Annotated in this window: 16 protein-coding genes; 11 read left to right on the top strand and 5 right to left on the bottom strand. The window is 72.4% G+C overall.

The annotated features are described in order from the left end of the window. Nucleotides 1-50: 50 nt before the first annotated feature. The 3 genes from TU31_RS10955 to TU31_RS10945 all read left to right on the top strand — a co-directional run bounded on the left by TU31_RS10955 (nucleotide 51) and on the right by TU31_RS10945 (nucleotide 4,646). A complete protein-coding gene (locus tag TU31_RS10955; RefSeq protein ID WP_042152776.1) occupies nucleotides 51-2,234 on the top strand; it encodes a SpoIIE family protein phosphatase in 2,184 nt (727 codons plus the stop codon). Nucleotides 2,235-2,351: 117 nt separating this feature from the next. Then, nucleotides 2,352-3,533, top strand: coding sequence for a MalY/PatB family protein (locus TU31_RS10950; protein WP_042152774.1), 1,182 nt, complete (start codon nucleotides 2,352-2,354; stop codon nucleotides 3,531-3,533). A 264-nt stretch (nucleotides 3,534-3,797) separates the two neighbouring features. Then, nucleotides 3,798-4,646, top strand: coding sequence for an IclR family transcriptional regulator (locus tag TU31_RS10945; protein WP_052718883.1), 849 nt, complete (start codon nucleotides 3,798-3,800; stop codon nucleotides 4,644-4,646). 10 nt (nucleotides 4,647-4,656) lie between these two features. On the opposite strand, the gene TU31_RS10940 is transcribed toward TU31_RS10945, so the two are convergent. Further along, the gene (locus TU31_RS10940; protein WP_245698493.1) at nucleotides 4,657-5,643 is read right to left on the bottom strand and encodes a fumarylacetoacetate hydrolase family protein; all 987 of its coding nucleotides are present in this window, start codon (nucleotides 5,641-5,643) and stop codon (nucleotides 4,657-4,659) included. Between the two features lie 325 nt (nucleotides 5,644-5,968). On the opposite strand from TU31_RS10940, the gene TU31_RS10935 reads away from it, so the two are divergent. Next, entirely contained in the window at nucleotides 5,969-7,240 is a 1,272-nt protein-coding gene (locus TU31_RS10935) for a VWA domain-containing protein (protein WP_042152771.1), read from the top strand. Then, nucleotides 7,240-8,067, top strand: coding sequence for a hypothetical protein (locus TU31_RS10930; protein ID WP_042152768.1), 828 nt, complete (start codon nucleotides 7,240-7,242; stop codon nucleotides 8,065-8,067). Before TU31_RS10935 ends, TU31_RS10930 begins: the two co-directional genes overlap by 1 nt. Before the next feature lie 131 nt (nucleotides 8,068-8,198). Here TU31_RS10930 and TU31_RS10925 read toward each other — a convergent pair whose 3' ends face one another. From TU31_RS10925 to TU31_RS10915, 3 genes are all read right to left on the bottom strand, one after another. Next, nucleotides 8,199-9,527: a DUF5685 family protein gene (locus tag TU31_RS10925; protein ID WP_042152766.1), complete on the bottom strand. Its 1,329-nt coding sequence runs from the start codon at nucleotides 9,525-9,527 to the stop codon at nucleotides 8,199-8,201. Nucleotides 9,528-9,940: 413 nt separating this feature from the next. After that, nucleotides 9,941-11,218, bottom strand: a complete 1,278-nt coding sequence (locus TU31_RS10920; protein WP_245698492.1) for a PP2C family protein-serine/threonine phosphatase — start codon at nucleotides 11,216-11,218, stop codon at nucleotides 9,941-9,943. Between the two features lie 142 nt (nucleotides 11,219-11,360). Continuing rightward, entirely contained in the window at nucleotides 11,361-12,194 is an 834-nt protein-coding gene (locus tag TU31_RS10915; RefSeq protein WP_042152763.1) for an undecaprenyl-diphosphate phosphatase, read from the bottom strand. A 515-nt stretch (nucleotides 12,195-12,709) separates the two neighbouring features. Between TU31_RS10915 and TU31_RS10910 the strand changes: the two genes are divergently transcribed. From TU31_RS10910 to TU31_RS10900, 3 genes are all read left to right on the top strand, one after another. Beyond that, on the top strand, nucleotides 12,710-13,921 hold the full coding sequence (locus TU31_RS10910) for an acyltransferase family protein (protein ID WP_042152760.1): 1,212 nt from the start codon (nucleotides 12,710-12,712) through the stop codon (nucleotides 13,919-13,921). Between the two features lie 215 nt (nucleotides 13,922-14,136). Further along, on the top strand, nucleotides 14,137-15,768 hold the full coding sequence (locus TU31_RS10905; protein ID WP_042152757.1) for a helix-turn-helix domain-containing protein: 1,632 nt from the start codon (nucleotides 14,137-14,139) through the stop codon (nucleotides 15,766-15,768). 195 nt (nucleotides 15,769-15,963) lie between these two features. Then, on the top strand, nucleotides 15,964-18,441 hold the full coding sequence (locus TU31_RS10900) for a SpoIIE family protein phosphatase (protein ID WP_042152755.1): 2,478 nt from the start codon (nucleotides 15,964-15,966) through the stop codon (nucleotides 18,439-18,441). A 56-nt stretch (nucleotides 18,442-18,497) separates the two neighbouring features. Here TU31_RS10900 and TU31_RS10895 read toward each other — a convergent pair whose 3' ends face one another. Then, nucleotides 18,498-19,895, bottom strand: a complete 1,398-nt coding sequence (locus TU31_RS10895) for an NAD-binding protein (RefSeq protein WP_042152753.1) — start codon at nucleotides 19,893-19,895, stop codon at nucleotides 18,498-18,500. Nucleotides 19,896-20,631: 736 nt separating this feature from the next. On the opposite strand from TU31_RS10895, the gene TU31_RS10890 reads away from it, so the two are divergent. The 3 genes from TU31_RS10890 to TU31_RS10880 all read left to right on the top strand — a co-directional run bounded on the left by TU31_RS10890 (nucleotide 20,632) and on the right by TU31_RS10880 (nucleotide 23,818). Continuing rightward, nucleotides 20,632-22,095 (top strand): amino acid permease, encoded by a 1,464-nt coding sequence (locus tag TU31_RS10890; RefSeq protein WP_042152752.1) that lies wholly within the window; start codon nucleotides 20,632-20,634, stop codon nucleotides 22,093-22,095. A 132-nt stretch (nucleotides 22,096-22,227) separates the two neighbouring features. After that, nucleotides 22,228-23,208, top strand: a complete 981-nt coding sequence (locus tag TU31_RS10885; protein ID WP_042152749.1) for a hypothetical protein — start codon at nucleotides 22,228-22,230, stop codon at nucleotides 23,206-23,208. A gap of 175 nt (nucleotides 23,209-23,383) precedes the next feature. Next, the gene (locus tag TU31_RS10880) at nucleotides 23,384-23,818 is read left to right on the top strand and encodes a hypothetical protein (RefSeq protein ID WP_042152747.1); all 435 of its coding nucleotides are present in this window, start codon (nucleotides 23,384-23,386) and stop codon (nucleotides 23,816-23,818) included. Nucleotides 23,819-23,888: the final 70 nt, after the last annotated feature.

The following is a 23,888-nucleotide window of genomic DNA, read 5'->3' as shown; positions in this document are numbered from 1 at the left end:
CCGTGTAGCGGTACGGGCCGGTACCGGTGCGTGCAGGGAGAGTGCCTGTCATGTCCCTTCAGTCGGACCGCGTCGACGCGGTCGCCGCACATCCCGGGTCCCCGCCTCGCCGGAGCGAGGAGTACGAGGACCTCTTCGATCAGGCTCCGGTGATCTTCGCTGCGCTGAGCGGCCCGGCCCATCTGCTGGAGGCGGCGAATCCGGCGTTCTTCGAGGCCTTCGGAGGCGACCGCGGACGTGCCGATGTGCCGATCGCCGAGCTGATCCCCGAGCTGGCTCCGCAGGGCGTCCTGGACCGGCTCGACGCGGTGTACCGCACGGGTACCGCGTACCGGGCCCGCGCGGGGCGGCTGGTGCTCGGTCCGCCAGGGGCGGAGCGGGAGGGGTTCTTCGACTTCACCTACGAGCCGCGCCGGGACGCACTCGGCCGGATCGACGGAGTGGTCGTGATCGCGGTGGAGACCACCGCCTTCCACCACGCGCAGCTCCTCGCGGCCGAGCAGCGCCTCCTGCTGGAGCAGATCGCGAGCGACGCCCCACTGGGCGAGATCCTCACCGGCATGGCGCGGGCGATCGAGGAGCTGTCCCCGGAACTGATCGTTTCGGTGCTGCTCGCCGACCCCGACGGCACCCATCTGCTGCACGGCACCGGCCCGAGCCTGCCCGCCTTCTACAACGACGCCATCGACGGCGTCGCCATCGGTCCGGACGTCGGCTCCTGCGGGACGTCCGCCTATCTCCGCGAGCCGGTGATCGTCACCGATATCGCCACCGACAGCCGGTGGAAGGACTACCGCGACCTGGCCGCGCGGGCCGAGGTCGCGGCGTGCTGGTCCACTCCGATCATGGGGACGGACGACCGGCTGCTGGGCACCTTCGCGATATACCACCGCGCCCCCAAGGCCCCCGCGGACAAGGACGTGGCCCTCAGCGGCGCGTTCGCCCGTATTGCCGCGCTGGCCATCGAACGTCACCAGGCCCTGGAGGCGGGGCGCGCCGCCCAGGAGCGGGAGAAGGCCGTCCGGGACGACCTGGCCTTCGTGCTGGAGGCCAGTACGGCCATCACCCGTGAGCTGCACTATGACGACTGTCTGCAATGCCTGGCCCGGCTGACCGTGCCGGCCCTGGCGCCGCTGTGCACGGTCCATGTGCTGGAGGACGGCCGGACCCGGCGGATCGCCGTGGCCGCCGCCACCCCGGCCGACGAGGAGCTGCTCGCCGCCCCCGGCCTGCATGAGGAGGTCGACCGGGCGGTGCGCCGGGTCCTGGCCTCCGGTGCGACGGAGACGGACCACGCCGATGTCGCACGCGGCGGCCGCCCCGCGCTGCCCGGCATCACCGATTACGTCTCGGTACCGCTGGGTGCCCGCGGCCGCACCTTCGGGGTCCTGACCCTCCTGGCCACCGGCCCGCCCCTGGACGGCCATGCCCTCGCCCTTGCCGAGGAGCTCGCCCGCCGGGCCGCGTCCAGCGCCGACAACGCCCACCAGTTCACCGACCGCGTCCGGCTGGCCCGCGACCTACAGGCCGGTCTGCTGCCTCCCGAGCTGCCCAGGATTCCCGGCGCCGATCTGGCGGCGTCCTACCATCCCGCCGGCGAAGGGCTCGACGTCGGCGGCGACTTCTACGACGTCTTCCCGCTCCCCGACAACCGCTGGGCGCTCATGATCGGCGATGTGTGCGGGCGCGGCGCCCTGGCCGCCACCACCACCGGTATGGTCCGCCACACCGCCCGCGCCGCCGCGCGGCTGCTGCACGACCCGGTGGCCGTGGTCGCCGCCATCAACGACGCACTGACCGAAGGCTCCGTCGACGAGGGCTTGTTCGTCTCGCTCGTCTACGGCGAACTGCGGCACACCGCATCGCACCTCACGCTGGACCTGATCCGCGCCGGCCATGTCCCCCCGCTCGTCCTGCGCGCCGACGGCACGATCGAACAGATCACCCAGTCGGGCATGCTGCTGGGTGTGGCCCCCGACTTCGACGGTTGTGTGTGCCGGGTCGACCTCTTCCCGGGCGACAGCCTGGTCCTGGTCACCGACGGCATCACCGAGGCCCGTTCCGCCGCCGGCGAGTTCTTCGACGAGCAGCGCCTGGCCGCGGCCCTCCACCCGCGGCCCACCGCGTCCGCCGGCGCCGCCGGTCTCATCGATTCCGTCAATGCCGCGGTGACGGCCTTCGCGGGCCCGTCCACCCCCGACGACCAGGCCGCTCTGGTCCTCACCGCCACCTGACCGCTTCAGCACACCCGGCACCGACCGATGAGCACGCAACGCCGTCCGGCGCATACGAGGTCGCCCGATGCGCCCGCGCCCCTGCCCTTCTCCGGGGAACCTGCTTATTTTGGCCCCATGGACAGCGCGCCGCGTGACACCCCCGACGACAACGCCAACCCGCTGCACCGGCTCTCCCTCGACGCACTGCGCCGGCGTACGAGCATGAAGTGGCGCACCTACCCGGAGGATGTGCTGCCGCTGTGGGTGGCGGAGATGGACGTCCCGCTGGCCGCGCCGGTCGTCCGGGCGATCACGGACGCGGTCGCGCTCGGCGACACCGGCTATCCGGCGGGGACCGCGTACGCCGGGGCGCTCGCCGACTTCGCCCGCACACGGTGGGGCTGGGACGGGCTCGCCGTGGAGCGCACGGCGATCGTGCCGGACGTGATGCTGGGCATCGTCGAGATGCTCAAGCTGATCACCGGGCCGGGCGACCCGGTGGTCGTCAACTGCCCTGTCTACCCGCCGTTCTACCAGTTCGTGACGCACATGGACCGGCGCGTGGTGGAGGCACCGCTGGGCGGCGATCTGCGGATCGACTTCGCCACGCTGGAGGAGGCGTTCCGGCATGCCACGGCGGGCGGCGGCCGGGCCGCGTACCTGCTGTGCAGCCCGCACAATCCCACCGGCACCGTGCACGGCGCCGAGGAGCTGGCCGCCGTCGCGGCGCTGGCGGACCGGTACGGCATCCGGGTCGTCGCCGACGAGATCCATGCGCCCGTGGTGGCCCACGACGCCGTCTTCGTGCCCTATCTGAGCGTGCCCGGGGCGGAGAACGGGCTTGCGCTGATGTCGGCCTCGAAGGCGTGGAATCTGGCCGGTCTCAAGGCCGCGCTCGCCGTCGCCGGGCCCGCCGCGGCCGACGATCTGGCCCGCCTCCCGGAAGAAGTCAGCCACGGCCCCAGCCACGTCGGCATCATCGCCCACACCGCCGCCCTGCGGGACGGCCGCGACTGGCTCGACGCGGTGCGCACCGGGATCGACGACAACCGGCGGCTGCTCGCGGACCTGCTGGCCGACCGGCTCCCCCGGGTCCGCTACCGCCCCGCCGCCGGGACCTATCTCGCCTGGCTGGACTGCCGCCCGCTGGGTCTCGGTGACGACCCCGCGGCGGCCTTCCTCACCCGCGGCCGGGTGGCCCTCAGTCCCGGTCCGAGCTTCGGCACCGGCGGCGCCGGCCACGTCCGGCTCAACCTGGCGACCTCGCCCGGTCTGCTCACCGAGGCGGTCCGGCGGATGGCCGCGGCGGTGGACTGACGACGGAGCGGGCGCCGCGCGGTCCGCTCCCCCGCCTGGTGGCCGGCGCGCGACCTGATCCGGCGGCCCCGGCCCCTCGGCCCCGCTGTCACACCTTGCGGGATTCCCATTCATTAGGACATGATCTCGTTCATTGCGGGGATCCGGGGCGCGGCGACGGCTTCACGGCACCGGCAAGTCCCAGTGGCAGCGCCGGAATTGGGTCGGTAGTGTCACTCGACCAGTCGGATCCGAAGCGTGTTACCGGAAGGGCCGAGGGCGACGATGAGCGAGTCAGTGGCGCCGGGCACCGGCCGGAACTCCGGCGGCGGGGGGCCGGGGGAGCGGGCCGCGGGCGCGCTGGACCGGGGGCTGGCGATCCTGACCCATGTGGCGGGGAACCGCGGTGTCTCGACTCCGGAGATCGCCCAGGCGCTGGGGCTGACCCGGAGCACGGCGTACCGTCTCGTCGACCGCCTGGAGGAGCAGGGCTGGCTGACCCACACCCCGGCCGCGGGGCAGTGGCAGTTGGGGCCGACGGCGGTCCGGCTGGCGTCCGCGGCGGTGTCCTCGACCAATCTGCGCGATACCGCGGCGCCCGCGCTGCGCAAGCTCGCCGAGCTCACCCAGGAGACCGTCAGCCTCGGCGTGCCCAACGGCCTGACCATGGTGTTCGTCCACCGCGAGCGCGGCACCCGGCCGGCCGTGGTGACCGCCGAGCTGGGCACCTCCCGTCCCCTGCACTCCAGCTCGCTGGGCCGCGCCTATCTGGCCGCGCTGCCACAGCAGAAGCTGGAGGACACCCTGATCGAGCTGGTCCGCGACCCGATGTCCCCGGTGTCCGCGGCCACCGTCTCGGACCTGCATGCCGAGGTCGAGCGCACCCGGGAGCGCGGCTGGTCCCAGGACCTGCGGGACTTCGACGAGTCGAGCTGCTGCTGCGGCGCCGCCGTCTACGACCACACCGGGATGCCGGTCGCCTGCATCAGCGTGGCCGGCGTGGCCGAACGTATGGCGCCACTGGTGCCGACCTACGGCCCGGTGGTGGCGCAGGTGTGCCGGGAACTCTCCTCGGCGCTGGGCTACTTGCCCCCCGCGGCCCAGGGCACGTCCGCGGAGTCCCGCCAGGTGTGAAGGAGACCGCCTAGGGCACGGCGACGCACTCCCCGGCACCATCGGGCACGGTGCTCCGCACCGGGTTGGTCAGCCGCCCGATTCCCTCCACCTCCGACTCCAGCAGATCGCCCGGCCGCAGGGCACGCGGCGGCCGCATGTAGTCGCCGCTGCCCGCCGGGGTTCCGGTCAGCACCACATCACCGGGCCGTAGCGTGAAGAACCGGCTGAGGTAGGCGATCAGCGCCGGGACGCCGAAGACCATGTCGGCCGTCGAACCGTCCTGCACCGTCTCGCCGTTGACCCGGGTACGGATCCGCAACCGCTGCGGGTCCGGTATCTCGTCGGCCGTGACCAGCACCGGCCCGAAGGGGCAGAAGGTGTCCAGGCCCTTGCCCCGCAGCCACTGTCCGTCGCGCTCCTGCAGATCGCGGGCGGAGATGTCGTTGGCGACGGTGTAGCCGAAGACGTACCGCAGCGCGTCCGCCTCGGACACCTGCCGGGCCTCGGTGCCGATGATGACCGCCAACTCCGTTTCCCAGTCGACGCGTTGGGTGAGATCCGGGTCGATGACGACCGCCTCGCCGCTGCCGATGACGCTGGAGGAGAGCTTGGGGAAGAGGCAGGGCTCGGCGGGGCGTTCCCGGCCCCGCTCCGCGAGGGCGTCCCGGTAGTTCAGCCCGACTCCGTACAGCGCTCCCGGCCGGTACGGCAGGGCCGGCACGAGGTCGGCCCCGGTGGGCAGTTGACCCCACGACCACGGAAGGGTGCCGCCGGCGATGACCTCCGCCAGGGAGATATAGGGCGGTGCCAGCCGCCAGGGGTCCTGCGGGGCCAGCCGGCCGGCGAGCCGGTCGCGCCCCTGATGGATGAGGGTGGCCAGATACATGGGCTCTCCAGGGCGGTACGGCGCCCCGTCGCGGGTGCGGTGGGGCGCTCGGCAGAGGCGGAGGAAGCGTTCGGTGCGGGGCAGCACTCCGGACGCGCCTATGACGCCGGGCACCGTGCGTGCGGACAAGCGGGATCCGCATCTCGACCCCGCCCCTGGGCGGTCCGTGACATGATTTACTCCTCAACAACAAGGCATGTCCCATTAATTGGGACTCGACACCATCCAGTGAGACGCAGTGTGCTGACCGTACGGGAGACCACCCGTCGGCCGCAACGACCGGATCTGCTGGAAATGCGGGGAAGGCACGGCGGCCGGACGACGCCGCGGCGGAAGGGCGGGCGGAGGTCCGGGACCGCTCGGCGGCGCGGCGGCCGGGGCGGCCACCGGCCGTTCCGCGCACTGCCCTTGAGGCCGTTTTGGAGTGCGGGGCGTTTCTCCATACGATCCGGCAATGATCACAAGAAAACGGCTGGCGGCCGGGGTGTGCGGCCTGCTCGCCGCGATAGCCGTCGGGCTGCTCCCCACACCTGCCGTCGCCGGTGAACCGGCGGCGAAGTCTTCCCCCAAGGTCGAGTTGACGCTCGATGTCAGCGGCTCGATGCGGGCCCGGGACATCGACGGGCAGAGCCGGATGGCCGCCGCGAAGCAGGCGTTCAACGAGGTACTGGACGCCGTGCCGGACGATGTCCAGCTCGGCATACGTACCCTCGGCGCCAACTACCGTGGCGAGGACCGGAAGGTCGGCTGCAAGGACACCCGGCAGCTCTACCCGGTCGGACCGCTCGACCGGACCGAGGCGAAGACCGCGGTGGCCACCCTCGCGCCCACCGGCTGGACGCCCATCGGACCCGCCCTGCTGGGCGCGGCCGACGACCTCAAGGGCGGCGACGCGACCCGCCGGATCGTCCTCATCACGGACGGCGAGGACACCTGCGCCCCGCTCGACCCCTGCCAGGTGGCACGGGACATCGCGGCCAAGGGCATCCACCTCACCGTCGACACCCTCGGACTACTGCCGGACGCCAAGACCCGCAACCAGCTGAGCTGCATCGCGGAGGCGACCGGCGGTACCTACACCTCGGTACAGCACACCAAGGAACTCCGGGACCGCGTACACCAGTTGGTGGACCGCGCCGCCCGCCCCGTCGCCACACCGAAGCCGACCGAGGGTGCCCAGCAGTGTGCCGGCGCCCCGGAGCTCAAGGCCGGTCTCTACAGCGACCGTGAGAAGTTCGCCGAGCACCGCTGGTACCGGGTGGCGGTCCGGCCCGGCCAGGAACTGCGGGCTTCGGTGAGCATCGCCGCCGACCGCGCGGTCAACAACGACTACGGGGTCCTGCTGCGCGCCTCGACCGTGCACGGCCGGGAGATCGTCCGCGGTGCGGAGGCCGGCGACGGCCGTACGGATGTGATCTCTTCCGGGCTGCGCTATCCCAAGGCACCGCTCGCGTCCTCGGACGATGCGGAGCCGGCGACGGAGACCGTCTGTCTCCAGGTGAGCAACTCCTTCTCGGCGCCCGCCTCGGTCAAGACCGACCCGGGTCTGCCGGTCGAGCTGACCGTCGATCTGGTGGACGGTCCCGACGATGCCTCCGACGCGGCCTTCTTCGGCCTCGGCCACGGCTGGTGGTACCTGATCGCCCTGGTGCTCACGGGCCTGGCGGCCGGTCTGCTGTGGGGCTGGATCTCCCGTTGGCGTGTCACCGTCTGGAGGACCAACTGATGCGCACCCTACGCACCCTGATGACGGCCGTGGTGGCGAGCGCGGGGCTCTTCGGCCTGGCGGGAACCGCCGTCGCCGACAGCCCCTCCCCCAGCGCGAGCGCCGACGCCGATGCGGAGGCGGCCGCTCCGACCGAGGCCGGCACCTCCTTCCGTACCGCGACCGCCATCAAGCCGGACCAGCGGGCCACGGCCAGCGCCTCCACCGGCGACTACCTCTACTGGGTGCTGCCCGTGGACGCGGGACAGCGCGCCACCGTGAAGGCCAAGGTGACGCTCCCGCAGGCCGCCCGGCACGGCGCCGCCACCTGGCAGCTCGATGTCTACGACGGGCTGCGCCGCCGCCAGGCGTGTACGTACGGCGCGCAGACCAGGAAGGCGGCACCGGACGCCGGTTCCGTCGAACTGTCCTGCACCCTGCGCACGGTCCGCGCCTGGGCGGAACCGTGGGCGAACGATCCGCTGCCGGGCAGCTACTACGTCCGGCTGACGGTCGTCGACCTGCGGAAGGACGACCTCGGTCTGCCGGTACGCGCCGAGATCGACGCCACCACGGCCGACACGGGCGGTGCCCATGCGGTGGACGGCAGCCTCGCCGCGCCCCTGGTGCCCGGCGTCGCCACCGCGACACCACAGGCCGAGGAGAGCAGCGCTCCCGGGACCTCCGCGGCCCTCGGTGAGCCGGACGGCGGCTGGTCCTCGGGCTGGTGGTCCGACCGCTGGATCTGGACCGCGGTGGGCGGGGTGCTCGCGGCCCTCGCCGGTATCGCCGGCTACCGCTTCACCCGGGGCTCCGGCCGCCCGTCCCACCTGCCGCCGGGCGCCTGACCGGACGGGGCGGCCGGGGCACGGTGCCGTGGCCGCCCCGCACCGGTTCTCTCCGGATGCGGGGAGCCGTCCGCGGCGGGTGAGGCACCGTCAGCGCTCGGCGGCCGCGTCCGGTAGGGCCCCGTCAGCGCTCAGCAGTTGCAGCAGCTGAGGCATTCACAGCAGCCGAGGCACTCGCACCCGCAGCCGCTGCAGTCGCAGTTCTGGCAGCACCCCTCGCGCTTCTTGCGCGACCACGGCCCCTCGAACTCCTCGGCACAGCAGAGCTGACAGGTGCAGCACAGCCCGATGGCGACCGCGCAGCCGGCGAAGAAGCCCCGGGGCTTCTTCGGCTGCTGCGGGAACTGCGGCATCCCACCGCCGCCACCGCCCGAGCCGCCGCCGTCGCCGCCGCCCAGGCCGCCCGGGGGCATCTGGCCACCGTGGTAAGGGTTCTGCGGCCCGTTGAGATACTGCCCGCCCTGGGCGTACGGGCCACCGGCCGGCGCCTGACCGTACTGCGGGGGCTGACCGTACGGGGCGGGCTGACCGGGTCCGTTCCCGTACGGGTTGCCGCCCTGGCCGCCGTACGGGTTCGGCGTGCCGTGTCCCTGATGGGAGCAGGCGGCGGTGCCGAAGGCCCGGTCCACCGACCGGCGCAGCTCGTGCACCAAGAGCACATGCACCAGGGTGGAGTCGGTGAACTCCACCTCGCGCAGGGCGAGACGGATGCCGTGCAGCGCGTCATCGCACAGCCGACGGGCCTGCGCCGTGGTGGCGCCGGTGGCGGTGAGCGGGTTCCAGGCGCCCTCGGCGGCGTCCGTGCTGCGGTCCTCCACGGCGTCGAGGAGATGGGCCAGCCGGCCGAAGAACCGGCCGGCCTCGGCCAGCGGTGCGGCGTTGCCCGGCCGGCCCGCCAGCACGGCGGTGTGGGCGAAGGCCGCGGCGGTCGCCGTCTCGGTCGGTTCGGTGATGACCGTCAGCGGCGTGCCGGGACCGGCCAGTTCCTCGATGCCCACCTGCCGGTCGACCGCGTCGACCAGCACCGCGGTGTCGAAGCCGAGGGCGGCGCCGGTGCGCGCCCCGGCCCGGTCCCAGCCCGCGGCGACCTTGCGCGCGGCGGCGGCCACCGGCCGGCGGCGCAACAGGCCGTTCCGGTCGGCGACATGGTCACGTATCTTCGCCGAGGCGAGCACGAGGGACACCGAGGCCGCCAGCCGCGCACCCTCCCCCTTCGCCACCGACGCGGTCCGCATCCCCCGCAGGGGGCAGGGTCCGGCGGTGCGGCGGCCGGCCTTCGCAGGGCCCGACTGAGCATCCGTCAGCACCGAGACGATCAGCCCGTCGTAGTTCGTGACGACCCGGGCGAACTGCCCGTGATCGCCGCGCAGCGCGAGACAGAGGCCGCACAGATGGGCCATCCACTCCGCTTTGAGCCCTTGGGACAGGCGATGGGTGCACGGCCTGACGATTCCGAACATATGGAAACCCCCGTAAGAAGTCGGCATGGGCCGGCCTGAGAAGAGCGTGGCCGACGGCCGAAAAAGCGTATCGAGTGCGCCGCTGACCTGGACACTTGCCCCTGAGGCGGGGTTCGGTGCGGCTGACGCCCCATCATCGAGGCCGGATCGGCCCGCGTCTACGGGGAGGGCGGTCGCTCCGCCTCTGCCAGGGGGTAGCAGAGGCGGAGCGACCGCGCGGCCCGGGTTCACAGGCAAAACCAGGGCCGAGCCGGGAATCGGGGAAAATCCCTCGGCTCACCCTGAGATACGCACCGCGTGGCGGGGTCGTTCAGCCGACTTCCGGATTCTTCGCTGTGCGGACCTCAGGGGTGTCCGATCCGGCCCCGATCCTGAACCGCCGGGCCGGGACACCCCCTAGGGCCCTGTCGGCGTCAACTCTCCACCGGCCCGGCCGCCTCCGCGCCCGGATGGTGGCGGATCCGGGCGGCGAGGACGGCGACATCGTCCTCGGCGTGCAGTCCGTCGAGGCGGAGCAGGACCTCGTCGAGCATCTGCTCCACGCCGGCCCCGGCGGGCAGTCGCATCCTCGCCAGCCGGGACAGCGAGGCGTCGATGTCCTCGCCGCGGCGCTCGATGAGCCCGTCGGTGAACATCAGCAGGGTTTCCGCGGGGGTGAGGGCACGGGTGACGAGTTCGTAGCCGCCTACGCCGGTGCCCAGGGGCGGGCCGACGGGGACGTCGACCAGACCGGCGGCGCCCTCGGGACCGATGACCGCCGGGGGGAGGTGGCCCGCGCTGGCGAACGCGGCGATACCGCGCGCCGGATCGACCCTGGCCAGCAGGCAGGTCGCCGGCCGGCGGGACTCCTCCTCGGCCACGGCGGCGTCGAGTTGCCGCAGTACCCGATGGGGCGGCAGATCGGTCGAGGCGACATAACGGAGGTGGGAGCGGTAGGCGTTCATATCGACCGCCGCGTCGAGCCCGTGCCCCATGACGTCCCCCATGACGAGCAGGGTGCGCCCGTAGTGGAGCCGTACCGTCTCGAACCAGTCCCCGCCGACCAGGGCGCTGCTGCCGGACGGCAGATAGCGGGTGGCCAGCTCCAGGTTGGGGTGCGGCCGGCCCGGCTCCGCGAGGAGCGCCCGCTGAAGGTCCATCGCGGTGCGCTGGACGGCGGCATGGCGACGGGCGTGGGCGAGCCGGGTGGCGGTGAGGCGCGCCAGGTGGTGCACGGTGGCGGTCTCCTGCGCGGAGAAGCCGCCGCCCGCGCGCAGGGCGAGCAGCACACCGTAGCGATGGCCGTACGCCAGGAGCGGCGCAACTACGGCCTGGACGGCACGGCCACCCGGCAGGACCGCCGCCGCGGTGACCGGGTGCTCCCCGTCCAGCGCCCGCGCCGAGGGCGCGTCCTCGGCCCGCCCCTCGTCCGGGAACCGCGCCTCCAGCACCTTGACCAGGCCGGCGGTCGCGACGCGGGTGAGCGCCCCCGGGGACGGGGACCGGGCGCCGGTGCCCTGGTCGGTGAGCAGGTCCACGGCCGCGGCGTCGCAGAGGTGCCGGCACAGGAAGCGGGCCAGCTCGGCACAGGTGGTCTGCTCGTCCAGGGTCGTGCCGATCCGCTCGGCGGCCTCTTCCGCCGTGTGCAGACGGGCCAGGACGCCGGCGTGCTCGGCGTCCGGGTCCGTCTCCGCGCCATCCCGGTTCGACAAGGCCACCTCCAGGGCACTGCGGCCCGCCGCGGGCGGGGCGCTCTCCTGCACCCATACCATCAGCAACCCGGCATCACGGCCCGGCGCGGCGGCCGCGCCGGGCCTCCGTGCGGCCGAGAGCCACGGCCGGCCCCGGCGACCGTCAGCTGAGGACGCCCGCGCCCAGCAGCCCGAAGAGCAGCGCCCCGACGAGGATCCGGTAGAGGACAAAGGAGTTGAAGGAGTGCTTGGCCACGAACTTCAGCAGCCAGGCGATCGAGGCGTAGGCGACGCCGAAGGAGACGACGGTGCCGATGGCCAGCGGGGCGACGGCCGCGCCGGTGCCGATGGCGTCCTTCAGCTCGTAGATCCCGGCACCGGTGAGGGCCGGGATGCCGAGAAAGAAGGACAGCCGGGTGGCCGCGACCCGCTCCAGGTCGAGCATCAGGGCGGTGGACATGGTCGCGCCGGAGCGGGAGAAGCCGGGGAAGAGGAGCGCGAGGATCTGTGAGCAGCCGACCAACATGGCGTCCTTGAGCGAGGTGTCGTCCTCACCGCGCTTGTGGCGGCCCATCCGGTCCGCCGCCCACATCACCCCGCTGCCGATGATCAGCGACCCGGCCACCACCCAGAGGGAGGCGAGCGGGCCTTCGATCAGCGGCTTGGCGGCCAGCCCGACGGCGACGATCGGGAGGGTGGCGTAGATCACCCACCAGGCGAACTTGTAGTCGTGGTGGTACCGCTCCTCACGATTGCGCAGTCCGCGGAACCAGGCGCCCATGATGCGCACGATGTCCTTGAAGAAGTAGGCGAGTGCCGCGGCGATCGCGCCGACCTGGATGACCGCGGAGAACGCGACGACGGTCTTGTCGCCGACGGGGATACCCATCAGCCCTTCGGCGATCTTGAGGTGGCCGGTGGAGGAGACCGGAAGGAATTCCGTCACCCCCTCGACGGCTCCGAGGACGACGGCTTGGCCGATGCTGATCGCGCTCATGGGATCCATTCCGGGTGAAGGGTGATCGGTGGGCGTGGGGGCGCCGCGGCACACGGGTCGGTGTGGTGACTGTACTGGCGCGCTCGCGGTCCGGCCGAAGCGTGACGCTCCGCGGGCGCCGCCGCGACAGGACGGTGAGGGTCCGTACGGCGGGCAGGAACGGGGAGAGAAGGATCACGACTGCGGCATCGAGTGGCGGCGGGCCACCGGGATCCGATACGGATGAAACAGCCGTGGCCAATGGTGAACAGGGCGCGGACGGCCGGGCATTGGGCCGTGTCGCCGTCTCTCCGGTGCCGGGTCCGGGTGCGCCCCATGCGTCCGGCGTCTAAAGTTCACCGACGGTCTACAGCACTGTAGACGACCAGGGGGAGGAAGGGCACACCCGCAGGCCTCCCCGTCCCGCAGTCCACCCGAGGAGCCGGTATGCCGCTCACCGTGATCGCCATGGCCATCGCCCCCACCAGCACGGCAAGAGAGCCACGGCGGCCGACGGACTGCTGGGAGGCCGTGTCGTGATCCCCGCTCCCCGGCCCTCCGACCAGCGGGGCACCGGGCTTGCCGCCCCCGCCGAACCGCCCACCACCCCGGCGCCCCCATCCGCCGGCGCCTCGGGCGAACCGGCGCCGCCCGCCCCTGCCAAGCCGCCCGCCCCTGCCAAACAGCGCGACGCGTTCTTCGACAACGCCAAATACCTGGCCATCGTCCTGGTGGCGCTCGGCCACGCCTGGGAGCCGTACTACCACGGCAGCCGGAGCGCGGCGTCGCTGTATCTCTTCGTCTACGCCTTCCACATGCCGGCCTTCACCGTCATCTCCGGCTATTTCTCGCGCAGTTTCGACCTGCGCCGCGACCGGCTCCAGCGACTGGTCACCGGAGTCGCCGTCCCGTTCGTCGTCTTCCAGACGGCCTTCGCGCTCTTCCGCTACTGGGCCGGTGACATCCCGAGTTTCACGGTCAGCCTGCTGGATCCGTGGTTCCTCACCTGGTTCCTGGCGGCCCTGTTCATCTGGCGACTCACCGCTCCGTTGTGGCGGATCGTGCGCTGGCCGGTGCCTCTGGCCCTCGTGATCGCCATCGCGGCTTCCGCGTCCCCGGACGTCGGCACCGAACTGGACCTCCAGCGGGTGCTGCAATTCCTGCCGTTCTTCGTGCTCGGCATGTGCCTGAAGGCGGAGCACTTCAGCCTGGTGCGCCGCTGGCCGGTGCGGATCGCCGCGGTACCCGTCCTGGCGGTGGCCCTGGTCTTCGCGTACTGGGCCGTGCCCCGGATGAACGACGCCTGGTTCTACCACACCGACAGCGCCGAGAACCTGGGCGCTCCGTGGTGGATCGGTGCGCTGATGCAGCTCGCCATGTTCGGCTGTTCGCTGGTGCTGACGGCGTGCTTCCTGGCCTGGGTGCCGGGCCGCCGGATGTGGTGCACCGCGCTGGGCGCCGGCACGCTCTACGGCTATCTGCTGCACGGCTTCCTCGCCAAGGCCTCCCGCTGGTGGGACTGGTACGACGTCGGCTGGGTCCGCACCCCGTGGGGCGCCATCGCCGTCACCTTCCTCGCCGGAGCGGTCGTGACACTGCTGTGCACACCACCCGTGCAGCGGGTCTTCCGCTGCGTGATGGAGCCGAAGATGACCTGGGCGTTCAGAACGGAGAACCGGACCGGTGCGGCGGCGCCCCCTGCCGGGAAGCAGGCGGCGGGGAAGCAACTGTCGCCACCGTCGGCCTAGGGGAGACACCCCCTGGGGGATCTCCGGTGCCTCGTCTGCTCCAGGGCCACGATCGTCCCGGCGGATAGCATCAGTACTGTTGGCGTGGCTCATACCTGCGGTGATGGCTCCCTCGTGGGCCGGTCGAGTACGTGACAGCACCTGATCGGAAGTCCTGCGAGAGGGCCGGCAGTCCTATGAGCCCCGGCCACCCGAACCCTCCAGAGGCGCCGATCATGGATCCAGCTGCCGCGGCACCGCCACCCCGTACGGGCATCAGCCTGCGCCAGTTGCTGATGTCGCTGGGCGAGCCCCTGGTGGAACTCCAGGCCGCGCCCGACGGGCTGGACGTCGAGATCCGCAGCGTCGCACTGCTCGACCCCGAGGACCCCCCGATGGCCCACCCCGGCGAGCTGATCCTCGCCATAGGGGCCCGGGGCCGCGCGGCGTTCCCCGCACTGCGGGCCGGCGGACGCGACGGAGCCGCTGCCGTGGCGGTCAAGCTGGACGCTCCCGGGCAGGCCGCGGCGCTCAGTGCGACCGCCGTCGAGGCGGGCATCGCGCTGCTGTCCGTACGGAGCGAAGCGCGCTGGGAGCAGGTGGACGCGCTGGCCCGCGCGGCCCTGGAGAGTGCGCCGCAGGGGCGCCCCGGCGAGGGGGCCGAGGAAGGCGATCTGTTCGCGCTCGCGCAGACCACCGCCATCCTCACCGGCGGCATCGTCAGCATCGAGGACACCGCCAACCGTGTGCTGGCCTACTCCCGCTCCGCCGACGACGACGAGGTCGATGACCTGCGGCGCCGGTCCATCCTGGGGTGGCACGGCCCGGAGGCGTATCTGTCGAGGCTGCGCGAGTGGGGCGTCTTCCAGCGGCTGCGCACCTCCGACGAAGTGATCAACATCGATGCCCACCCCGAGCTGGGCATCCGCCGGCGGCTCGCGGTGGCCATCCGGTCCGGGGAACGGCAGCTGGGCGTCATCTGGGTGCAGGAGGGCTCCACACCGCTGACCGAGCGCGCGGACCAGGCGCTGCTGGGCGCGGCCCGGGTCGCCGCACTGCATCTGGTGCGCCGCCGCCGGGAGCTCTCCGCCGATCTGACGCTGACCCGCACGCTGGCGGCCGGACTGCTGGAGGGCAGCACCGGGCCGCAGCCGCTGGCGAGCCATCTGGCCCTGGACGCGGCCCGCCCGGCCGCCGTCCTGGGCTTCTCGTACGGGACGGCCGAGGCGACCCCGCCGGAGCTGACCCGTGGCGAGGTCAGCAACCTGATCTCGGTGCACACCGCCGCCCGGCACAGCAGCGCCGTGGTCACCCAGGTCGACGCGCGGATCTATGTGCTGCTGCCGCAACTGCCGCGCAGCATCGACACCGGCACACTGCGCGGCTGGGGCCAGGAGATCACCGACGCCACCGGGCGCCACCTGGGCCTGTCGCTGCGCGGCTCCGTCGGCTGCATCGTGCCGGGACTCGGGGACGTTCCCGAGTCGCGCCGGGAGGCGGACCGGATCCTGGACGCCATGCTGAGCGTCGGGGTCGCCACCACGGTCGCCGCGCTGCCGGACATCCAGGCGGAGGTACTCGTCAGCGAGGTGCTGGCGCTGCTGTCGGCGCACCCCGAGATGCGCGACCCCCGGCTGACCGCCCTGGTCACCCACGACAGCCGCAACCAGGGGCAGTTGGCCGAGACCGTGCTCGCCTATCTGAACGCCTTCGGCGACGTACGGGCCGCCGCCACCGAGCTGCATGTGCACCCCAACACGCTGCGCTACCGGATCCGCCGGGCCGAGGATCTGACCGGTCTCGACCTCAGCCGCCCGGATCAGCGGCTGCTGGCCATGCTCCAGCTGCGGCTGCCGCCCGCCGGCTGAAGCGGGCGGGCAGACACCGGTGGCGCGCCGGTCCGAGCGGGAACGCCGGTCGGGCAGCAGCGCCGCGGGGTCCAATGCCCGGGCCCGGCAGAGCCGCGGGGTCCGGTGCCCGGGCCCTCGAATCCTCCGCACCGCCGATCATCAGCGGTTCTCCTAAACTGGGCGATATTGCTCCATTCAGCTGACGGGCTGGCGATGATGAGTGCGGAGAATGCCCTGACGGGTGGCTCGGACCGCGCGTGCGATATCGCGAAGGCGGCCACCGCCGAACTGGACGGCCACGGCCGGGTCGTGGCCTGGACCCGGGCGGCGGAGCGGCTGCTCGGTTATCCGGCCGCGGAGATCCTGCACCACCCCGCCACGGAGCTGCTGGCGATACCGGGCGACGAGGTGCGGGTGGCCGCAGTGGCGCGGTGGTGCCGTGCGGGGGACGGCTGGGGCGGCTCGGTCGCGGCGCGGCACCGGGACGGGCGGGAGGTGCAGCTGGCGGTGCAGGTCACGCCCGTGCTCGACGGCGCGGGGCCCGAGCGGTGGTCCGTCCTCGCCATGGAGGAGTGGCGGGTGCCGGGCGGCGGGGTGAACCAGCTGATGCTCGAACCGTTCCTGGCGCACGCGCCGGTCGGCATGGCGGTGCTCGACACCGATCTGCGGTACGTCTGGGTGAACGACGTGCTGGAGCGCCTGATCCCCCTGGACCAGCGGCTCGGGAAGCGGGTGCACGAGGTCCTGCCGAGGCTGGAGGCCGCGGCGTTCGCGGAGCGGATGCAGCGGGTCCTGCGGACCGGGTCGCCGGTGATGGACTATGAGTTCCGCAGCCCCACCTACGCGGACCCCCACCAGGAGCGTGCCTACTCGGCGTCCTTCTTCGGGCTGGCGGACCCCCGGGGCCGGCGGATCGGCCTCTGGTACATGGTCATCGATGTCACCGAGCGCTGGCGGGCGCAGGAGCGTCTGGCCCTGCTGAACGACGCCAGCGTCCGGATCGGCAGCACGCTCGATGTCACCCGGACCGCACAGGAACTGGCGGATGTGGCGGTGCCGGCGCTCGCCGACTTCGTCGCCGTCGATCTGCTGGATTCGGTTCTCCGGGGCGAGGAGCCGGTGCCCGGGCCGGTCGACAGCACGCCCACCCTGCGCCGCTGCGGTCAGCAGTCGGTCCACGAAGGCTGTCCGGAGGCCGGTCCGGCCGTGGGCGAAGCCGTCCAGCGGTCCCCCTCGTCACCGATCGCGCGCTGTCTGCTCAAGGGCGCGTCCCTGGTGGAGCCGGTCCTGGACCTCACCACCAGCGCCTGGGTCACCGAGGACCCGGTGCGGGCCGCCGTCATCCGCGAATTCGGGTTCCGTTCGGTGATGGTGGCACCGGTGCAGGCCCGTGGGATCACGCTGGGCGCGGCGACCTTCTTCCGTTCCCGGCGTCTGGGGCCCTTCGCGCCGGACGATGTGCAGCTGGCCGAGGAACTGGTCGCACGGGCCGCGGTGTGTGTCGACAACGCGCGCCGCTTCACCCGCGAGCGGGCCGCGGCCCGGGTGATGCAGCAGAACCTCCTGCCGCACGAGCTGACCGGCGGGTCCGCGCTGGAGGTGGCGTCGTGGTACTTCCCGGCGGACGCGCCGAGCGGGGTCGGCGGCGACTGGTTCGATGTGATTCCGCTGTCCGGGGCGCGGGTCGCCCTGGTCGTCGGGGATGTCGTGGGCCACGGCATCAACGCCGCGGCCACCATGGGGCGGCTGCGTACCGCCGTCCGCACACTGGCGAATCTGGATCTGCCGCCCGATGAACTGCTGGCCCGTCTGGACGACCTGGTCATCGGCCTGGTCAAGACGCACCGTGCCGACCCGGCGGCGGACGCCGGGAACCCGAGCGTGGCCTCGACGTTCATGGGCGCCACCTGTCTGTACGCCGTCTACGACCCGGTCAGCAGGCGGTGCAGCATGGCGCGGGCCGGGCATCTGCCGCCCCTGATCGTCGGCCCGGACGGCGCCGTGGACTGCCCGGACCTGCCCGCCGGGCCGCCGCTCGGCCTCGGATCGCTGCCCTTTGAAGCCGTCGAGCTGGAGCCGGCCGAGGGCAGCCTGATCGCGCTCTACACCAACGGGCTGATCGAGACCCGCGACCGGGACATCGAGGTCGGGCTGTCCCGGCTGAGCGATGCCCTCGCGGTGCCCGGGGAGACGCTGAAGGAGCTCGGCGGGAATGTGATCAAGTCCCTGCTGACCGGCCCGCCGTCCGACGACGCCGCGCTGCTCCTCGCCCGGACCCACGCCCTGGACGCGCAACAGGTCGCCTCCTGGGAGCTGACCTGCGATCCGGCCGTCGTCGGCACCGCCCGTGGCCTCGCCGACCGGCAGCTGACCGAGTGGGGCATGGACGCTCTGCTGTTCACCACCGAGCTGATCGTCAGCGAACTGGTCACCAACGCCATCCGCCATGCCACCGCGCCGATCACCCTGCGCCTGATCCGGCAGGACGTGCTGATCTGCGAGGTCTCCGACGCCAGCAGTACGTCGCCGCGCCTGCGCCACGCCCGGACCACCGACGAGGGCGGCCGCGGACTGTTCATCGTCGCGCAGCTCACCCGGCGGTGGGGCACCCGCTACACCCCGACCGGCAAGATCATCTGGACCGAGCAGAGCCTGTCGTCCGACGCGGGCGGGGCCTACGAGGAGGACTGAGGCGGGCTCGCGGGCGGACACCTCCAGGCGCCCCGGAGCACCCCGGGGCGCCGCGCTCACCCCGCCCCGAGAGCGCTCCGCACGCCGTCGCGCTCGCCCCCGCCGGGCACATGGCCGCAGTCGTCCCCGGCCGGGACGGGCCAGCCGACGAGTCCGCGTCCGGGCAGCTCGACATAGTCGCAGTCGGTGCCGGCCACCACGCGGCGCGGCGCCGCGCCGGCCCGTTCAGTGGTCAGCTGGGCGGTCACGAAGGCCGCGCTCGTCCTGATGATGTCGCGGGTCAGCCCGAGGGGAAGCAGCGCGCGGGTCTCGGCGGTCGCCTCGTCCTCGCCGGCCCGCAGCACCACCCGGATGTCGGGTGCCACGCCGTGGGCGGCGACCGCCACGGCGATGTTGTCCAGCTCATGGGAGCCGACGGCGGCCAGCGCACGGGCCCGCCCCAGGCCCAGCCGCGCCAGCACCGCACGGTCCTCCCCGTGCGCCAGCACCACGGGTATCCCCATCGACCGCGCGAGGCGCAGGTTCGGGGCGGCGGGCTCACGCTCGACCCCGACGACCGGGACCCCCAGTTGCCGCAGGGTCTGGCACAGCCGCAGGCCGACCTGGCCCAGCCCCACCACGATGACGTGCCCGGCACGCGGCAGCACCCGCGGCCCGAGCACTCCGACCAGCCGTGGGCCGAAAAGCCGGTCGACGATGCCCGCGGTCAGCAGCGCGGTGAATCCCACGGTCACCAGCATCGCCACGCCGGACACCACCTCGTACCCGGGATGGCCGGCGTGCGGAGCGGCCGGACCCACGCCCGCCACCACCCGGGCGGCCTCCAGGAACGCGGTGCTGACCGGCTTGTGGAAGACACCCACCAGCCAGATCCAGTCCAGGACCAAGACGGCCACGATGCCCAGCAGTCCGATGAGCAGCAGGCGGGCGTCCGCGTCATGGGGCTGAAGCTGCCCCCGCAGCCGTCCCAGCAGCGCCCGCCGCCGGGCGGCCGGGCTCGGCCGCCACGCCGTCTCCACCAGCCGGTCCTCCCGCGGGCGGACCGCGACCGCCCCCTGCCCGTCGTCCCACACGGCCAGCGCGTCGGGGTCGACGCACAGTCCGGCCAGCGTCGGCGCCAGGAGGTCGGCGGGCGAGACCGGCACACAGTCGTGCAGCAGCAGCCGGAGCTGCTGCGCCACGGTGCGGTCGAAGACGGTGACGACGATCCGGACGGAGTCGCAGACATGGCGTACGGCGAGGGCGTAGCGGAGCGCGGACAGATCGTCGCCCACCAGGACCGCGAGGGCGGCCGGCGGTGTGGCGAGGGCGCGGCGGAGGTCTTGGTCGTCCGGCGCGGCGAGGTGGTCGACCGGATGCCCGCTCTCCCCCAGAGAGGCACAGACCCGGCGCGCCAGCGTCGTTGCGCCGATCACGAGGATCCCGGCATCCCCTTCTGTCTGATTTGCCACCATTTCTACGGTTTCATCTACCAGTTGCGCCTGGTGCGGCTCCGGAGGTTCACCGCGCCGTTCACATGGCATTCCGTCCTCCGACGCGCGGCGGTCGCCCACCCCTGGTGGTCTGGGTGCGGGCGCGGTCGCGGGAGCGGTCCGGGTCTGTCGGGCGGAGGGAAGGGTGGCCATGGAGTCCCCTTGCTCGTCGGCCGGCGGCGGGGCCGGTCACCAGGCCCCAGGGCCGAACTCACGCTAGAGCGCGGGTGGTCCGGGGCATCTGTTCCGTCGGCCAAGGCTTCGCCGACGGCGTTGTCCGCCCGCACCAGCCCCGTCCCGATGCCCGCCGGGACGGGCGTGGCGCGTCGCCGGCGCACCCGCGTCTCCTCGTGCGCCCCGGGTGCGAGCCCTCCGTTCCGGCCCTCCGCATTAGCCGAACGGACAGCCATCGGGGACGAATTTGTCCGGTCTCACAAATACGCCGCCGCGCACCGCCACATACGCTTACGCAAATCCCAATCCGGACGTGATGCGGCTCACCTCTCACGAGGAGGTCGGGCATCAGCGCGGCGGCGCAAAGAAGCGCTCCCCCACCCGCGCAGGCATCCGAAGGCCACGGCCACTCGCCGCTCCTTCGCACATCGTCAGGGCCACGATCGCCATCACCAGCACCCGGCCCTTTCGTGCGTCCACCTACCGAGGCGATCCCAGCAGTCACCACGTGCATGACCCCTCCAACCCTCAATGGATGTCGAAGATGACTACACCTCCCCCCAGCCCCGTGGCCGCTCCGCCCGCTCCGCCGGGGCACGGGCAGTCTCCGCAGCAGTCAGGTCTTCAGTCGGGCCTCAAGAACCGCCATTTGTCCATGATCGCCGTGGGTGGGGTCATCGGCGCCGGCCTCTTCGTGGGATCCGCCTCCGGCATCACCGCGGCCGGCCCCGGCATCCTGCTGTCGTACGCCCTGGTCGGCGCGCTGGTCGTGTTCGTGATGCGGATGCTCGGTGAGATGGCGGCCGCCAACCCGACCTCCGGTTCGTTCTCCGCCTACGCGGACCGGGCGCTCGGCCGCTGGGCCGGATTCTCGATCGGCTGGCTGTACTGGTTCTTCTGGGTCGTGGTGCTCGCCGTGGAGGCGACCGCCGGTGCCGCCATCCTCACCAGCTGGGTCCCGGCCGTCCCGCAGTGGGCCTGGGCGCTGATCGTGATGGTCGTGCTCACCGCCACCAACCTCGCCTCGGTCTCCTCGTTCGGTGAGTTCGAGTTCTGGTTCGCGGGCATCAAGGTCGTCGCCATCGCGGCCTTCATCGTCCTCGGCGGTCTGGCGATCTTCGGTGTGCTGCCCGGCTCCGACAACGCGGCGACCGGCTTCGCCAACCTCACCTCCCATGGCGGCTTCCTGCCGAACGGCCCCAGCGCGATCCTCACCGGTGTGCTGATGGTCGTCTTCTCCTTCATGGGCAGCGAGATCGTCACCCTCGCCGCCGGTGAGTCCGAGGACCCGCAGCGCGCGGTCACCAAGGCCACCAAGAGCGTCATCTGGCGGGTCGGCATCTTCTACCTCGGCTCGATCCTCGTGGTCGTCTCCCTGCTGCCGTGGAACGACCCGTCGATCGCCAAGAAGGGCTCGTACGTCGCGGCCCTCGACTCCATAGGCATCCCGCACGCCGGCCAGATCATGAACGTCATCGTGCTGACCGCGGTGCTCTCCTGCCTCAACTCCGGCCTCTACACCGCGTCCCGGATGGCCTTCTCCCTCGGCCAGCGCGGCGACGCCCCCAAGGCCTTCGCCCGGACGAACACGCGGGGCGTCCCGCAGGCCGCGATCCTCGCCTCCGTCCTCTTCGGCTTCATCGCGGTCGGCTTCAACTACCTGTGGCCGACCACGGTCTTCCAGTTCCTGCTGAACTCGTCCGGCGCGGTCGCGCTGTTCGTCTGGCTGGTCATCTGCTTCTCGCAGCTGCGGATGCGCGGGATCATCCTCCGCGAGAACCCCGACAAGCTGATCGTCCGGATGTGGCTCTTCCCGTACCTGACCTGGGCGACGATCGCGATGATCTCGTTCGTGCTGGTCTACATGCTCACCGACGACAGTGAGGGCGGCGGCCGGATCCAGGTCGTGCTGTCGGTGCTGCTCGCCACCGTGGTCGTCGCGGTCTCCCTGGTCCGCGAACGGCTCGGCCGCGGCGCCACCGAGAAGGAGGCCGTCGCCTCCCGCTGACCGAACCGTCTGCCATACGGGCAGGGGTATGCCTATGCATACCCCTGCCCGTAGTCTCGCCTGAGCGTCACTCTCAGCAGCACTCCTGCTGATCTCCGTATACGACCCACCAACGGAAGGCTCCCCGAACACATGCCCGTCTTCAGACGCCGCAAAGGCAGCCTTCCCCGCCTGGTCCCCGAGCTCGACGACCGCACACTGGGACAGGTCCGGCGCCGCGTCGAGACGTGCTGGTCCCGCGGTTCGCTCGACACCGCCGTGATGGCCTCGATGGCGGACGTGATCAACGAGGCGGGCCAGGACTGGGACCGCAAGGCCCACCGGCTGGCGGTGCTCGCCCGGGCCGCGGGGCGGTCGCTGCCCGGCATCTGGCGGCAGCACAACCCGCAGGACCAGAACGCGCTGCTGTTGCACGCCTGGTCGGATCTGATGCAGGCGCGGCAGGAGGGATCCGGCGTCGATCTGTACGAGACCCGTGAGACCTGCCGGCTCGCGGCCGACATGCTCCCCGCCGATCCCACCCCGTGGATCCTGCACCTGGCCACGCTCCGCCTGGAGCAGCGTCCTTCCACGGAGCTGTCGGCGATCTGGCGCGAGATCAAGGCCCGCGATCCGTGGAACCGCGAGGCGCATCTACAGGCGCTGGGTTATCTGTCGCCGGACGAGTGCGGCTCCAGCGCACTGGTCCTGGATCTGCTCGACGGCGTCCGCGCCGCCATGCCGCCCGACGCCCCCGCCGCCGGGCTGGAGCTCACCGCGCTCATCAGCAGCCACCAGCGGGCGGTCCTCGGCGGCGGTCTGATGGCCCTCGGCGCCGGCGAGATCTGGCGGCGGCCCGACGCCGCCAAGGCCCTTGACCACGCGGCCCACTACTGGCCGGGCCCGGGGTTCCTGACCCACGCGGCGGCCCTGGCCGATCTCAACCTGCTGGCGTACGCCCTGATCAAGGCCGGCCGGACGACCGAGGCCGGGACCGTGCTGCGGGCCACCGGAGGCGTGGTGACCCCCTGGCCGTGGAGCTTGGACGGGGACGCGCTGGAGCGGTTCTCGCATTACCACGGCCGCTATGCGACCGGCGACCCCGACAGCGGCTCCACGGGCCGACGGCGCTGACGGACAGTACCGACCGGCAACCCACCACGCTCGTGGCGGACATGCGTACGAAGCACGGTGCGCATGTTGCGGGCAGATAGCCGGAACGGGTGATTTTGTCGCCTCTTGCGGCGTATTTGGCGTGCCCCCGCACCTTCCAGGGGATCCCCTCCTGGAAGAGGGTTGGGAGATTCGCATGCGCCACACCGTCAGCACCGGCCGCTCGGCGGCAACTGGCGGGCGCGTGCTGGTGTTGCTCGCGTTACTGGCCCTGCTGCACGCCGCACTCAGCACCGGCTGCCCCGAAGTCCTGATGACCGATGCCGGCTGCCGTGTCCAGAGCGGTCCTCCGGCCGTGACCGTCCCGGCCGAACGGCCCTGCCTTCCGGCGGGGCCGGTGCTGGCGTCCACCGAGGGCGGCGGGAAACATCCGGGCAGCGGCGTCCGCCGTAAGTGCGACGCCTCGGCCTGCCATCTCCGCCATCAGATCCCCACGGGCGCCGGAGGCAAGGCGCTCGGGGACTCCCTCGTCGAGGAAACCATCAGCGCGCCGGAGAACGCCTCCGTCACGGCTGTCGTCACCGCCGCCGCCCCCGCATCGCCGAAGCGCGTGGCCATCCTGCGCTGCTGAGCGGGCCCGGCCGCATGCGTCCACCCCTCCCCGCACCGGGGCCCGGGGCGACTGCGGCCTGCCGTCATCA

This window comes from Streptomyces lydicamycinicus (assembly GCF_000829715.2).
GTDB lineage: Bacteria > Actinomycetota > Actinomycetes > Streptomycetales > Streptomycetaceae > Streptomyces > Streptomyces lydicamycinicus.
The sequence above is the reverse complement of the archived record's forward strand: the minus strand, read 5'-3'. Positions and strand labels throughout refer to the sequence as shown.